Origin of the sequence: Leucobacter sp. NPDC058333, from assembly GCF_042726155.1 — a bacterium.
Classification (GTDB): domain Bacteria; phylum Actinomycetota; class Actinomycetes; order Actinomycetales; family Microbacteriaceae; genus Leucobacter.
The window spans coordinates 277186-290127 of sequence record NZ_JBHXHV010000004.1 but is presented as its reverse complement, the minus strand read 5'-3'; the positions used below and the strand labels follow the sequence as shown (position 1 = coordinate 290127).

Below are 12942 nucleotides of genomic sequence, written 5' to 3'. Positions count from 1 at the left end.
TCACGTCAGCGCCGCGCTGCGGGTGAGCTCACGACTGCGCTGCGGTGAGCTGAAACTCAACGGCGCCGCTGTCTTCGACGGAGACGAAGCCGAGGTTCGGGGCTTCAACGCCGAAGTCTGAGAACGTGATTGGGATTGAGCCGGCGATCTCAGCAGTCTTGCCGTCGCTCTTCAGCTTGATCGTCGCCGTCACCGACTGCGTCTTGCCAGCGATCGTCAAGTCTCCTGTGGCCTTCGTCTGTACGACGTCACCGGCAGCTGGCGCGCTGTCGAGTGTCACCGGGTCGGTGAGCACGAACGTCGCCGTCGGAAACTCGTCGGTGCGCAAGGCCTCGGTGCGGAAATACTCGTCACGATTGCCACTGTCGGTCGCGATGGATGCGACGTCGACGGTCAGGTCGGCCGCGTCGAGCGTGAGCCCGGTGTCTCCGATGGTGAAGCTCCCGGTGACCTTGTCGGTTCGTCCGGTAACAGTCACGTCGGTACCGTTGAGCACCTCGTCCACGCGATACCCGGCCTCGGAACCGTCTGTGACGCTCCATGCGCCGACAAGATCGGCGGGGTCGAGCGCGCTGCCCGTTGCCTCCGTGGCGTCCGCTGCATCACCCGTCATGTCGGTTCCAGAGAGCGACGGGGTATCGGCGGCGGGCGCCGCGATCAGGTCGCGATAGACGACTGGGCCAGCGACGGCTGCGACTGCCCCCAGAACGATCACGCCCGCGCCGACGCCGATGATGATCTTGTGAGACTTTTTCACGGGAACTCCTGGGAACTGTAGCGGCGGTGCGCTGCGGTCGGTGGAGTTCAACGATGGCAGTGGCGCCCATGAATAGCCCCGGCAAAGCTGGGGAAGGAGCTGGGAAAGTCGGGCGCCGCTTACCGCAGGCGCAGCGCGGCGGGGAGAATTTCGACGGTGAACGCCGTAACCTCACCGACGTCGTCTCCGTCGACCTCGAACGCGAGCGGCGACGGCAGCTCAACCGTCACGGACTTCGCCCGAAGGTGGTCGGTCGATTCGGTGCTTTCAGCGGTGTCGGCTCGCGTCAACAGCCGCTTCAGGCCGTTGTGCCATACCAAATTGCGCATGGTGTCGAGCCATGCGGCCGCACCGTCGGCGCGCAGCACCAGCAGGTCAAGCTCACCGTCGTCAGGTTTTGCGTCGGGAAGCAGGGTGATGCCTCCCTGAATCGAGCCGCAGTTCGCGATGAGCAACGTGTGCGCGTCGAACGACTCCGGCTCGCCGCCGTCACGCGCGAGTGAAAATTCGATGACCTCGGTACCCGAGGCGGCGCGGCCGAGTGATTCGACGTAGGCAAGCCAGCCCGCCTTCGCCTTCAAATCGTCGTCGGTCTCGACGATCATTTGCGCGTCGATGCCGAACCCCACCATCACCACGAACCCGTGCTGCTCTGCCGTGCCATCGGCTGTCGTGTAGCTCACGCGTCCGAGGTCCAGGGGAGAAGCGTGCTGCGTGAGCACTCGGGCAAACGCCGCGCGTGGATTGCCGAGCGGAATACCGAGGTTGCGGGCGAGCAGGTTGCCGGTACCCAGAGGGACGACACCGAGCTCGGCGGCTGGTGATCCGGAATCGCCCAGCGCCTCAGCTACCGCGCGCACGGTGCCGTCGCCACCCGCTGCAATGACCACGTCGCAGCCGCGCTCGATCGCCGCGGCCGTCGCGCTGAGGCCGGCGTCTTCGGGGGAGGTCTCGAACCAGAGTCCCTCTGGCAGCGGTCCGCTCACGCTGGAGGCTGCTGCATCCCAGGCCGCGCGAATCTCGCGCTCGGAGACTTTCGACGGGTTCCAAACGATGCCGAAGCGTTCCGCTGACATGCTGCCTACTTTCGTTGCGGGATCGGGATACAGGTAATGTACAGGGCGAGTGCTGAGCGTACTGCGCATCTGGAGGGTGCCGGTTACAGCTCCGTGAGCAGGGATTTCCAGTGCGCGCGCCAGGCTTCAATGCGATCGCCGTCGGGCAGATTGTCGTGGCTCACCGCAAGGATGACCCTGTCGTCGCCCTTCGGCGTCGCCGAGACCTCAACTTTGCCAGCCCCGTCGAGACTGAACCGCCAGAAGCTGCGCTTTTCGGTGCGCGAGGATCGCGGTTCGCCGGCGGTGTGGCCGAGATGATCGGCGCGTGCGCCATGCGCCGTGCGCCAGGCAGCGATTGCCGCGTCGCGGTCGAGAGGGAGCGTTCGGCTGGCGCTCACGCGAAACATGCCGGTCGACGACTGCCCCGGCACACGCAGTCCGGCGTGCTGTTCGTAGGCGATTGCGATGCCCTGCGCCCACCAGAACGGATTGCGCAGATCGTCGGGAACTCCAGAGTGAGCAATCTTCGCGATCTCAGCGTGCGGCAACTTCGCGGCGCCCGCCGCCTCGAAGAGCTTGACCCATGAATCCCAGCTTCGCCCTGTCGCGCGCTCGATCGCCGGAATGTTCTCGGCTCGCGTGAGATTCGAGGTGTTGGTGGAGTGCGTGGCACGTGAGGCCTCTGCGGCGCTGGCGGCCTGGCCAGCCGCGCCTCCGGGAGTCCGTGCTTTGCCCGACGGGCTCGGTGCGCCGCTCATGAGTGGCCCCTTTCGTCGTTGCGCCCAGTGTACCGGCGTGCTGCGTGCTTGAATGAGTGTCATGCAGGCAACTGGGGGCGGGCGCGAAAGTCGGCGCTACGTGGAGCACGTGTCATCGCAGCACCGCCCGGCGGGGCTCGGTGAGTCGCAATTGGAAGCGGTGGTCGGGGAACGCGCGGGTGATGGCGTCGCCGCCGTCGACGGTGCCCTAGCCGAGCCGCAGGAGTACCGCGTCGATCTTGAGCGGATCCGCTTCTCGTCGTACTTTGCGCGGCTCTCGGACGTGACCCAGGTGGTGCCGCAGTCGGGCGTCGGCCCGGTGATGCATAACCGGCTCACGCACTCGCTCAAGGTGAGCGCGGTCGCGCGCGTGATCGCGGCTCAGCTCGCGGGCCGAGCCGCTCAGCATGCCGCCTTCGTCCGAGGCGCAGTGCGCGAAGACGATGCTGTGGGCGAGACGATCACGCGACTCGGAGGGTGCGACACGATCGTCGCGCAGGCCGCCGCCCACGCGCACGATCTCGGGCACCCACCGTTCGGGCACCTGGGCGAGCGCGTGCTCGATCGAGTGGCGCGCGAGCAGCTTGGTCTGGCTGAGGGATTCGAGGGGAACGCGCAGAGCTTTCGTATCTTGACCAAGCTCGACACGCTCGGTCGGGATTTTCCAGGCCTGAATCTCACAGCGGCGACGCGAGCGGCGACGCTGAAGTATCCGTGGACGCGCGGTGCATGGGTGGGCGTGCCGACGGGCACACTGGCGGCGCCGGATCGCCCGCGCGGCGTAGGAATCGACGTAGCAGGCGGTGCCGAGAAATTTTCGGTCTACGCCCTCGATGTGGTCGACATGGAGACCGCGCTCGCACCGTTCGATACTGTCAGCGAGGGCATGCAGACCGTCGAGTGCGCGGTCATGGATCTCGCGGATGACATCGCGTACGCCGTGCACGACCTTGACGATTTCACGCGCGCCGGCGTACTGCAGCAATCGTCGATCGCGGGCGAGTTTCGCGCGTGGCTCGACCGTTCTGGGGCGCTCGCCGCTGACGCCGAGGAGGAGCTGGCCGCGGAGTGGCGCACGCCGGGTCGCTCGCTTGAGCTGCTGTGGCGCAGGCTGCACGCGAAGGACGCGTGGATCGCCGATCGCGATGCCTTCCGCGCCGCCGTGCGCCGCATCAGCGAAGAGGTTGGTGAACACCTGCTCGCGGCCCCCTACGACGGCGGTATCGACAGCGAGCGTTCGGTCTCTGACTTCACGCGGCGCTGGATCGACCATCTGCGCACCTCCATCGTCGTCGAAGAACACCCGCACGTGCGCAGCGGCTATGTGCGGCTGAATACTCAGGCGTGGCACGAGGTGATGGTGCTGAAGTTCGTGCACGCGCACTTCGTGTTGGAACGGCCTGAGCTGGGGCAACCGCAGCGCGGGCGCGCCAAGGTTGTAGAACAGCTCGCGCTCGGCTTTGACGCCTGGCTCGCGGACCCCGATGACGCGGGCCGTGCGCCCCGTCGCTTGCTCGAGTGGGCTGACGAAGCGACGGCGGCGGGCTTCGAGGTGCGCCGCGACCGACCGGAACTGCTCATGGGGGACACGACCGACTCGGGCATGCGCCGCCAGGGCCGCACCCGAGCGATCCTCGACTACGTCGCCTCACTCAGCGACCAGCAGGCGGTCACCACCTACCGCGCCCTCACGTCGGGCACTCCCGGCGGGTAGGGGCGCTGCGCGCGGTGTGGGTGCCGAACCGCTCGGTTCGCCGGGACTGACTCGGCGAGGCTTGGGCTAGCGATCGTCATACTCTGCTCCTCTTGCGGAGGGGGATCGGGACGCCGTACTGGTTCAGCATCGTGCCAAACGTTGTAGGCGTGTCGGCCTCGCGGGCGCCCCAGTGGATAAACCGGCTCTGCGTGTGACCCGTGATCCAGTCATCACGCCGCTTCTCTCGGAGCACTACCTCGCCGGGTGATCGGTCGCCGCGCAGTTGAGGATCCAAGTATTTTTGCGCGCCGTCGCACTCACCGAGCACACTATGCCCAATCAGCCGGAAGTCCACGAAGTAGTGCCCGCCCGTGGGAGATTGCACTGCGAACTGAGGTTCCACTTCGATGCCGAGCTGGGTAAAACGGAGTCGGCTGACACTCTCCAGTACCGATTCGGCACGGGCATCCGCGAGCGCAATCACCCGGCGAAACAACTTCACTCCGCGACTGCCGGGAGCGGCATCAGCACGAGCCCGCATGCGATCCCGCCAGTCGTCGGACGCGGACAGGTCGATCCGACGATCGAAGTTCGCGAGTGCGCGGAGTCTCGCATCGGCACATCCCAGCACCAGATCTTCGTGAGCGATCGCCGAGAGATCGAACAGTGTGCGGTCGGGCCCAGTGCAGCGTAATCCGGCGACCTCAATCACATCGCCTGCACCGATGGGGAACTCGTGCCTGACGACTGTTCGGCCCTGCGTATGGCTGCTCGTAGATACGGTGTGTGCACGGATATCTCGCAACTTCCACATCGGCAGGCCGAGTATCGCCGCAGCGGAGAAGTGCGAAAACACGGGCGGAGATCGAGCATCTCGGTGTGCGGCGAGCACCGTTGCTAAATGACGCTCGTGCGGAAACCAACTCTGCATCGTCTGAGAGGTCACGACCCCGCGCCGCCCCACGCGCTTCCACTGCCCGGAGCGGACGCGCGCTGCGATGCTTCGCCGGGAAACGCCCGAGCCTAAGTGGTCGTCAAGGTCAGTGGTGGCTGCGGCAACTCGAGAGATGTGATTGGGAAGATTCATGCAATCAGTCAAGCGTCGTTCAGGGTGCGTTTCGGAGTTGCGGCTACATCTGTGGACAAGTGACCCGGTGATGAGTAGACGCCGCCCTTGTGAACGGACAACGAGCGGCACTTCTTTCCGGTTGCGCACATTGCAGTGCGCCGAGTCCCTTGCGTTGCGCCGAACCCCTTGCGTCGAGCCGAACCCCTTGCGTAAGTGCGCGTTCGAGCAAGGGGCTCGGCAAGAAACGAGGGGCTCGGCGGGTAACGAGGGGCTCGGTGGGTAACGAGGGGCTCGACGGGTAACGAGGGGCGCGACGGGCGCGAGGGTGGAGGGCGCAGATGTGGCGGGCGCCGATGCGGCGGGGGCAGATGTGGCGGGCGCCGATGCGGCGGGCGCAGACGGATCAGTTCCGGCGAGCAGCTCCCCCGAAGCCCTAGCGCCCAGGCGCCACCGGGAACTCAACCGTCGGATCCCACGGGACCGACCAGTCCAGCTCGTCGAACAGCGAGGCGAGGGTCATGCCGGTGAATCCCCAGACGAGGTGTCCGCCAAGGTGCGGTCCGAGCGTGAACGCCGCACCGCGATACGTTGAGCGAGCGTGCCGCAGCACCGAGGTTCCGCGTGCGGCGGGGTCGAGTAGTTCGGCGACGGGCGCGCGAAAGACCTCGACGGATTCCGAGTGGTCTGCCGCGACCGGGCTCGGTCGTCGCCACCACCCAATCACTGGCGTGACCAGGTAGTTGCTGACCGGGATGTGCACTGGCTGCAGTGTGCCGAGCACGTCAACACCGGCGGGGTCGACGCCCGTTTCCTCGGCAGCCTCCCTGAGCGCGGTGTCGGCGGCATCGCGATCCTGGGTCTCCGTGCCGCCGCCCGGAAAGGCGATCTGTCCCGCGTGGTGCCGCATGCTGTCAGCCCGCCTGGTGAGCAAAATGTCGAGCTCCGGCGGAACGGTGCGCGCGCCGTGTGCGGCGGGCTCGCGATCGAGGGTGCCAAACAGAATCAGCACGGCCGAGGTGCGCACGGGGCGGTCGACGAGTGTGCCCTGCGGCTCGTAGGTTACGGAGACGCGGCGGTCGAGCAGTTCGCGCAGATCGCGCTCTGCGTCAGCAACGGTGAGGGGCATACTCGCCACCCTACAACCGGTGTGAGATCACCCCTCGGCGAGCAGATCGAAGATGCCCTCTGGCACCCGCTGCGATCGCGACCACGGTTCGCGGTCGCGGCGTGCGACGCGTTTTACCTGCTCGGATTCTTCGGCGCGCACCTGGGTGAGCACCGCGATCACCGCTGCGCGCTCGGCGTCGCTGACCTGGCGCGTGATGAAGCGAATATCGTCGCCCGTGAGCGCGTCATCGCCGTCGCTGTCCTCGCGCTTCGCGGCATCTCGCTCTGATGCATCCGGCGGCAGGATCGCCGCGGCATCACCCGCGGCCACGCCATCCGCCGCAACGCCAGCCTCGGCCATGCCTGTTTCAGCGTCCTCTGACGGTGCAGCGTGTCGTGCCACGGGGTGCTCGCTCTCGATGCTCTGAATGCTCTGAATGCTGTTCGGTGTGGAACCCGCGCTTAGAGCGGGATGTTGCCGTGCTTCTTGGCGGGCTGTTCGGTGCGCTTGCCGCGCAGACCGCGCAGCGCCTTGATGACCGCGAGGCGGCTGCCAGCGGGCTCAAGCACGTTGTCGAGTTCGCCGCGCTCGGCGGCGAGGAACGGCGAGGTCACGTCTGCCGTGTACTTCGACGTGAGTTCTGCACGCAGCGCCTCGACATCATCGCCGCGTTCTGCAGCTGCCGCGAGTTCCTTGCGGTACAGAATATTCACGGCGCCCGCGCCACCCATAACGGCGATCTCGGCCGTTGGCCACGCGATGTTGAAGTCCGCACCCATTTGCTTCGACCCCATCACGATGTACGCGCCGCCGTAAGCCTTGCGCGTGATGATGGTGACGAGCGGAACGGTCGCCTCGGCGTACGCGTACAGCAGCTTCGCGCCGCGACGAATCACGCCCTGGAACTCCTGGTCGGTGCCGGGCAGGTAGCCGGGAACGTCAACGAGCGTCAAGATCGGAATGGAGAACGCGTCGCAGAACCGCACGAAGCGCGCTGCCTTCTCGCTCGCATCGATGTTCAGCGTGCCGGCCATCTGGTTCGGCTGGTTCGCGACGATACCGACGGTACGGCCCTCGACGCGGCCAAAGCCGATCAGCATGTTCGGCGCGAACAGCGGCTGCACCTCAAGGAAGTCGCCGCCGTCGAGAATGGCCTGAATGACGACCTGCATGTCGTAGGGCTGGTTCGCGCTGTCGGGAATCAGCGAGTTCAGTCGACGATCCGTGTCGGTGATCTCGAGCGCCGTCTCCGTGTCGTAAATCGGCGCCTCTGCGAGATTGTTATCGGGCAGGTAGCTGATGAGCGCCCGCGCGTAGTCGAGCGCGTCGTGCTCGTCGCTTGCAAGATAGTGCGAGACGCCGCTCGTCTTATTGTGAGTGAGCGCGCCGCCGAGCTCTTCGAAGCCGACCTCTTCACCCGTCACCGTCTTGATGACGTCGGGGCCGGTGACGAACATGTGGCTGGTCTTGTCGACCATGATGACGAAGTCGGTGAGGGCGGGGGAGTACACCGCACCGCCGGCCGAGGGGCCCATCACGATTGAGATCTGCGGGATGACGCCCGAGCACATCGTGTTCAGCCGGAAGATGCTCGCGTACTTCGAGAGGGCAACGACGCCCTCTTGAATGCGGGCCCCGCCCGAGTCGAGAATTCCGAGCACCGGGGCACCCGTCTTCAGCGCGAACTCCATCGCCTTGACGATCTTCTCGCCGGCAACTTCGCCGAGCGAACCGCCGAAGGTCGTGAAGTCCTGCGAGTAGACGACGACCTGACGCCCGTGCACGGTGCCGGCGCCGGTGACTACGGAGTCTCCGAACGGGTGGCTGTTTTCCATGCCGAAGCCGTGCGAGCGGTGCTTCACGAACTTGTCGAACTCAACGAATGAACCGGCATCGAGCAGTGCAGCGATGCGCTCCCGAGCGGTCATCTTGCCGCGTGCGTGCTGCTTCGCGGCGGCCGCCGCGTCGCGGTCGCCCACGGCTTCCTGGTACTTGCGGCGATGATCCGCGATGCGGTCGGCGGTCGTCGCGGGTGCGGTGTTCTCTGCAGTCACGAGTGTCAGCCTAGCGCGGAGGTCATGCCATGACCCTCCGAACCTCTCCAACGGAATCGAAACTCCTTGGTGTGATTCCTACGAACCGGCACAAAACGCCGCGGGCCCGACCCGATCAATCGAAGATGTCGCCGAGCAACCCGCCGAGCAGTACGCCGCCGATCACGGGGCCGAGCATTCCGCCCCCACCACCGGCGTTGCCGCGACCACGTCCGCCGCCGCCTCCCCAGGAGCCGCCACCGCCGCCGCCCCAACCCCAGTCATCGTCATCGGGGCGCGACGAGTCGATATCGCGCTGCGCGAGACGCAGCGATTCGTCAGCGAGATCAGAGGCACGCCTCGCGAGCTGCAGCACGGTCTCCCGCGTGTCTTCCGAGTCGGGAATCGCGGAGATCTCGCTGCGGTGACGCCGCGCTTCGGCAAGTCGGGTGCGCGCGTCCGCGCCGATCCAGCCGCGGTGACCCTCGATGAGGCTCGCCGCAATGCCGATTGCGTGATCGGCTGTAGAGACGCCGTGCTGCACTTGGGCGGCCGAGGGGACAGGCTTCGCGGCGCGAGCGCGGGCGGCGTCAAGCGCGGAGTTAGCGGCGGAGACGAGCGACAGGTCGGCGAACGGATCTCGCTGACGGCCCGCGCTTACCTCGGCGAGCGCAGCCTCGAGGCGCTGCACGGCCTCGTCGACCGCGTTGTTGCGGGGTTCGGTGCGTGCCGCAGAGATATCGCCGCGGGAGTCTTCGATGACGTCAGCGAGTGTGTTCTGCGCGCGCAGCGCCTCGATCTCGAAGCTGTCGACGCCGTCGAGAATCGAGGCTGCGCGGCGCACGGTCTCGATCGCGGTCTCGAGTGCGAGGTTGGCGTCGGCGAGCGCGCCCGCTGCGCGTCGGCGGTCTGAGAGGTCGGCCGAGTGCTCTGCGAACTCGAGCAGCTGCTCGACGTCCTCGGAGTGGAGGCGTACGCGCTGCAGCGCTGCGGGGCTGTAGCGCTCGGCGAGGCGCGCGGCTGCCTCTTTCGCCTCAGGGACGCGCGCGCGGAGCGCTTCGGCGTCTGCGCGCACGCGCTGCACCATCTCAGGGGCACGGCGCGCGCGCTCAACGCGGGCCTGTAGCGCGGTGGTGCGCTCGTCGAGCACTGATTCCGCCCACTCGCAGAGCTGCAGAATGCGCGCGTTGCGGGTGCGGAGCTCATCGGGCGTATCGGGAATGTGGTCATAGTTCAGCTGGTGGAGCTGAAAGGCCTCGCTGAGGTGCTTGCGCACCGATTCAAGGCCGACCTTGAGTTCGGCCGTCGCATCGTCGCCGAGTTCGGCAGTGGCGAACGCCAGCTCATCGCCGGTCGCGCGAATGCGCTCGTCGGCAGCGACGAGCGCGCTGCGGGCACGCTGCGACAACTGCGCATCGGAGGCGTCCTGTTGCTCCTGAGCCTCGCGGTCTCGCCGTCCCCAAAATGCCACGGTGTGTCCTGTCTGTGTCGTGCGAATGGTCGTGCGGTCGGTCGTGCGGTTCGAGCGTTTCAGCGGCGGAGTGACTCGAGCCAATTGACGGGAAGAGCGGAGCGGGCCGGTTTCGGCCCGCTCCGCTCGATCCGGCGCCGGTTACTGCTCGAGTGCCTGCGGCGACCGGCCAGCCTTGAGTGCTGCGAGACGCGCCTCGACCTCGGTTACAGCCTCGAAGTTTTCGAGCTCGTTGAACTGCGAATCAAGCGTCGACGCCGCGATCTCCTGCTTGCCGCGGGCGAGCGCCTCCTGGCGACGGATCTTGTCTTCGAAGCGACCGAGATCGCTGGTCGGATCGAGCACGTCGATCGACTTCACGGCGTCGGCGACGCGGTTCTGTGCCTCGGCAGTCTTCGCGCGGGCGACGAGCTCGGAGCGCTTGGTCTGCAGCTGCTGCAGCTTCTCGCGCATGCCGTTCAGTCCGTCCTTGAGCTTCGCGGTGACCTCGCGCTGCGCAGAGATGGTGGGCTCCGCGGCGCGCGCCTCGTTCTCTTCAGTGATCTGACGCTGTAGTGCGACCTTGGCGAGGTTGTCGAACTTGTCGGCGTCGACGGCGTTGCCCGCCGAGCGCAGCTCGTCGGCCTTCGCGCTCGCCGCGATCGCCTTTCGCTCCCACTCGCGCGCAGTGCGCACGTCTTCGTCATAGTCCTGCTCGAGCAAACGCAGGTTGCCGATGGTCTCTGCGATCGCCGATTCTGCGTCGGAAATGTTGTTGGAGAAGTCGCGGATCAGCTGGTCGATCATCTTCTGCGGGTCTTCGGCGGAATCGAGCATCGAGTTGATGTTCGCGCGAACGAGGGTGGTGATACGACCGAGAACGGACTGCTTCGACATGTGGGTTCCTTTCGGCGGAGCTGGTTGGATTGAGTGTAGAGATTATGACTGGGGAAGCGCCGAGATTGGCGGGTCAGAATCGGCCGCCGCCGCTGCGCCCGGAGCGGCCGCCGCTCGAACGCCGTGAGGATCCGCCTGACCTTCGCGAAGAGCCACCCGACCTGCGCGACGAACCGCCGCCCCACGAACTGCCTGAGCTGCGCGAGCCGCCGCCCCAAAATCCGCCGCCGGAGCCGCCGTACCCGCTGCCTCCGCCGCTCCCAAAGATGCCGCCGAGAATGGCGGAGAGATCACTCTCGGGAGCCTGCCCGTACCCCGCCTGGCCCCCGTACCCGAAACCATTGACGTCCGATTGCGCGGCCGAGAGCGCATCCGACGCGAGTTGATTTGCGCGACGCACCTCAACGAGCGCCCCCTGCGGGTCGGACGCCTGGGTGGCCTCCGCTCGTCCGAGCGCCGCGCGGGCCTCAGTTACCCGCGTGCGCGCGGTTGCGCCAACCGCGCCGCGCCGCGTGTCGATGAACGTCTCGGCCTGGCGCACCTGTTCGGCGGCCTGCGCGAGCTGTGTGGTGAGTGCTTGTCGGGCGCGAGCCGTCTCTTGCGCGGTCTGCACGACGCCATCGATGTTCGTATTCGCTGCGTCGAGCGCCTGCACCGCGCGCGACGGGCGTTTCTGGGGCCCCGAGAGATCGGCGCGGGCCTGAGCGATCTGCTGCTGGGTCGCCGCGATGGCAGCGGCGATGGTGCCGTCACCGTCTTGCAGAGCTGCAGCCCCGGCAATGTCGGCCTCGAGCTCGGCGATCAACTCGGCGCACCGCGCCTCGATTCCTGCGAGCTCTGAGCCGTGGGCTGCAATCGACTGCTGCAGCGTCTCGGCCTGCGCCACCGCCGCCTCGGCCTCGCGAATCGCGACAGCCGCGGCCCCGGTGTCGGGTGGTGTCGAGCTGAGCGCGGTGGTCGCCAGTGATTCACGTTCTGCTGCGAAGGTCAACAGCGACTGTGCCTGCTGCGGAGCGCCGGAGAGCGTCGCAAGCTCATCTGAGGCGTAGCTCGATGAGAGTCGTGACAGATCAGCACTGTTCAGCTCCGACTGCGCCGTCGCCTGCTCGCGGCGTGCGGTGACCGCCGCGAGCGCGGAGGGCGCGTTCTGTTCGATGGCGCGCAGCCGCTCGAACGAGTCTTTCTGCTCGTCGAGCGTCGCGTCGGCAGCGGCGCAGAGCTCGATAATGCGCTGCAACCACTCGCGCCGCTGCTCGACGGAGTCGGGGGTGGCGTCGTCGAGCTGCTGCCGAAGGGCGAATGCTTCGAGCAATTGCTTGCGCGCCGTCTCGGTCGCCGTCGCGAACGTCGTGACGGCCGCGTCGCCGAACTGGGCACGGGCGAATTCGAGCTCCTGCGCGCTGGCCTTTACCGCATCGTCTGCTGCGACGAGCGCCGAGCCTGAGGCGCGCTCCAGCTCATGCAGGTCGTGTTCCTCTGCCTGCTTCGAGCGGCGGTTTCGTGCAGCTCGCGTCACGCCGAAGGCCGCGCCCCCCAGCACCAGAACGCCCGCTCCGACGCCGACGGCAACGGTCGTGTTCTTGCCGGGCGCCGCCTGCTCCGTCTCCAGCTGTTCAGCCGCGACAGTCACCGCGCCCGCCCAGTCCTCGTCGCGCAGTTCGGGGAGTACACGTTCTTCGATGCGGTCGAGCGCGCTTCCGCTGAGCGAACCATCACTCGGCGCGGAGACGTAGTACTGCCGACCCTCCGTCGAGATCGCCAACAGGTATTGAGAGCTGCCGAGACCGTTCAGCTCCGCTGTCTCGTCGGCCCAGGCCACGCGATCGGACGGATCGGTGAATTCATCGACAAACACCACGTACAGGTCGAGCCCGGTCGCATCGTACGCGGCGGCGAGCCTGTCGTTTGCCGCCTGTTCCTGCGCAGCGTCGAGCACGTCGACGGAGTCTGTCACATAGTCGCTGCTGAGTGAATCGGGGCTGACCGCCGCGGCGCCCACGGCACCGGCACCCAACAGTCCCGCTCCGAGCGCAGCGCCGAGCAACCAGCGCGCGAGTTGATGACGTCGGGGGATCGAGCCTGAGTTCTCCACATTCGGAGTGTATTCGCCCACGCG

The 12942-nt window shown here is 66.9% G+C and carries 11 protein-coding genes; 1 reads left to right on the top strand and 10 read right to left on the bottom strand.

Annotated features, from left to right (window positions below; all coding sequences use genetic code 11):
- Nucleotides 1–28: 28 nt before the first annotated feature.
- The 3 genes from ACFWHR_RS14150 to ACFWHR_RS14140 form a co-directional block, all read right to left on the bottom strand.
- Entirely contained in the window at nt 29–757 is a 729-nt protein-coding gene (locus ACFWHR_RS14150; protein WP_382448957.1) for a YceI family protein, read from the bottom strand.
- A 119-nt stretch (nt 758–876) separates the two neighbouring features.
- Nucleotides 877–1833, bottom strand: coding sequence for a diacylglycerol/lipid kinase family protein (locus ACFWHR_RS14145; protein ID WP_382448956.1), 957 nt, complete (start codon nt 1831–1833; stop codon nt 877–879).
- Nucleotides 1834–1916: 83 nt separating this feature from the next.
- A complete protein-coding gene (locus ACFWHR_RS14140) occupies nt 1917–2573 on the bottom strand; it encodes a hypothetical protein (protein WP_382448955.1) in 657 nt (218 codons plus the stop codon).
- Nucleotides 2574–2634: 61 nt separating this feature from the next.
- Between ACFWHR_RS14140 and ACFWHR_RS14135 the strand changes: the two genes are divergently transcribed.
- The gene (locus tag ACFWHR_RS14135) at nt 2635–4287 is read left to right on the top strand and encodes a deoxyguanosinetriphosphate triphosphohydrolase family protein (protein WP_382448954.1); all 1653 of its coding nucleotides are present in this window, start codon (nt 2635–2637) and stop codon (nt 4285–4287) included.
- A 76-nt stretch (nt 4288–4363) separates the two neighbouring features.
- Here ACFWHR_RS14135 and ACFWHR_RS14130 read toward each other — a convergent pair whose 3' ends face one another.
- From ACFWHR_RS14130 to ACFWHR_RS14100, 7 genes are all read right to left on the bottom strand, one after another.
- Nucleotides 4364–5356 (bottom strand): hypothetical protein, encoded by a 993-nt coding sequence (locus tag ACFWHR_RS14130; RefSeq protein ID WP_382448953.1) that lies wholly within the window; start codon nt 5354–5356, stop codon nt 4364–4366.
- Nucleotides 5357–5771: 415 nt separating this feature from the next.
- Nucleotides 5772–6464 (bottom strand): NUDIX hydrolase, encoded by a 693-nt coding sequence (locus tag ACFWHR_RS14125; protein ID WP_382448952.1) that lies wholly within the window; start codon nt 6462–6464, stop codon nt 5772–5774.
- A 27-nt stretch (nt 6465–6491) separates the two neighbouring features.
- Nucleotides 6492–6848, bottom strand: a complete 357-nt coding sequence (locus ACFWHR_RS14120; protein WP_382448951.1) for a hypothetical protein — start codon at nt 6846–6848, stop codon at nt 6492–6494.
- Between the two features lie 59 nt (nt 6849–6907).
- Nucleotides 6908–8500: an acyl-CoA carboxylase subunit beta gene (locus ACFWHR_RS14115; RefSeq protein ID WP_382448950.1), complete on the bottom strand. Its 1593-nt coding sequence runs from the start codon at nt 8498–8500 to the stop codon at nt 6908–6910.
- 115 nt (nt 8501–8615) lie between these two features.
- Nucleotides 8616–9950 carry a hypothetical protein gene (locus tag ACFWHR_RS14110; RefSeq protein ID WP_382448949.1) on the bottom strand — a complete coding sequence of 445 codons (1335 nt, stop codon included), beginning with the start codon at nt 9948–9950 and terminating at the stop codon, nt 8616–8618.
- A gap of 141 nt (nt 9951–10091) precedes the next feature.
- Nucleotides 10092–10826, bottom strand: coding sequence for a PspA/IM30 family protein (locus ACFWHR_RS14105; RefSeq protein WP_382448948.1), 735 nt, complete (start codon nt 10824–10826; stop codon nt 10092–10094).
- Nucleotides 10827–10899: 73 nt separating this feature from the next.
- Nucleotides 10900–12918: a TPM domain-containing protein gene (locus ACFWHR_RS14100; protein WP_382448947.1), complete on the bottom strand. Its 2019-nt coding sequence runs from the start codon at nt 12916–12918 to the stop codon at nt 10900–10902.
- Nucleotides 12919–12942: the final 24 nt, after the last annotated feature.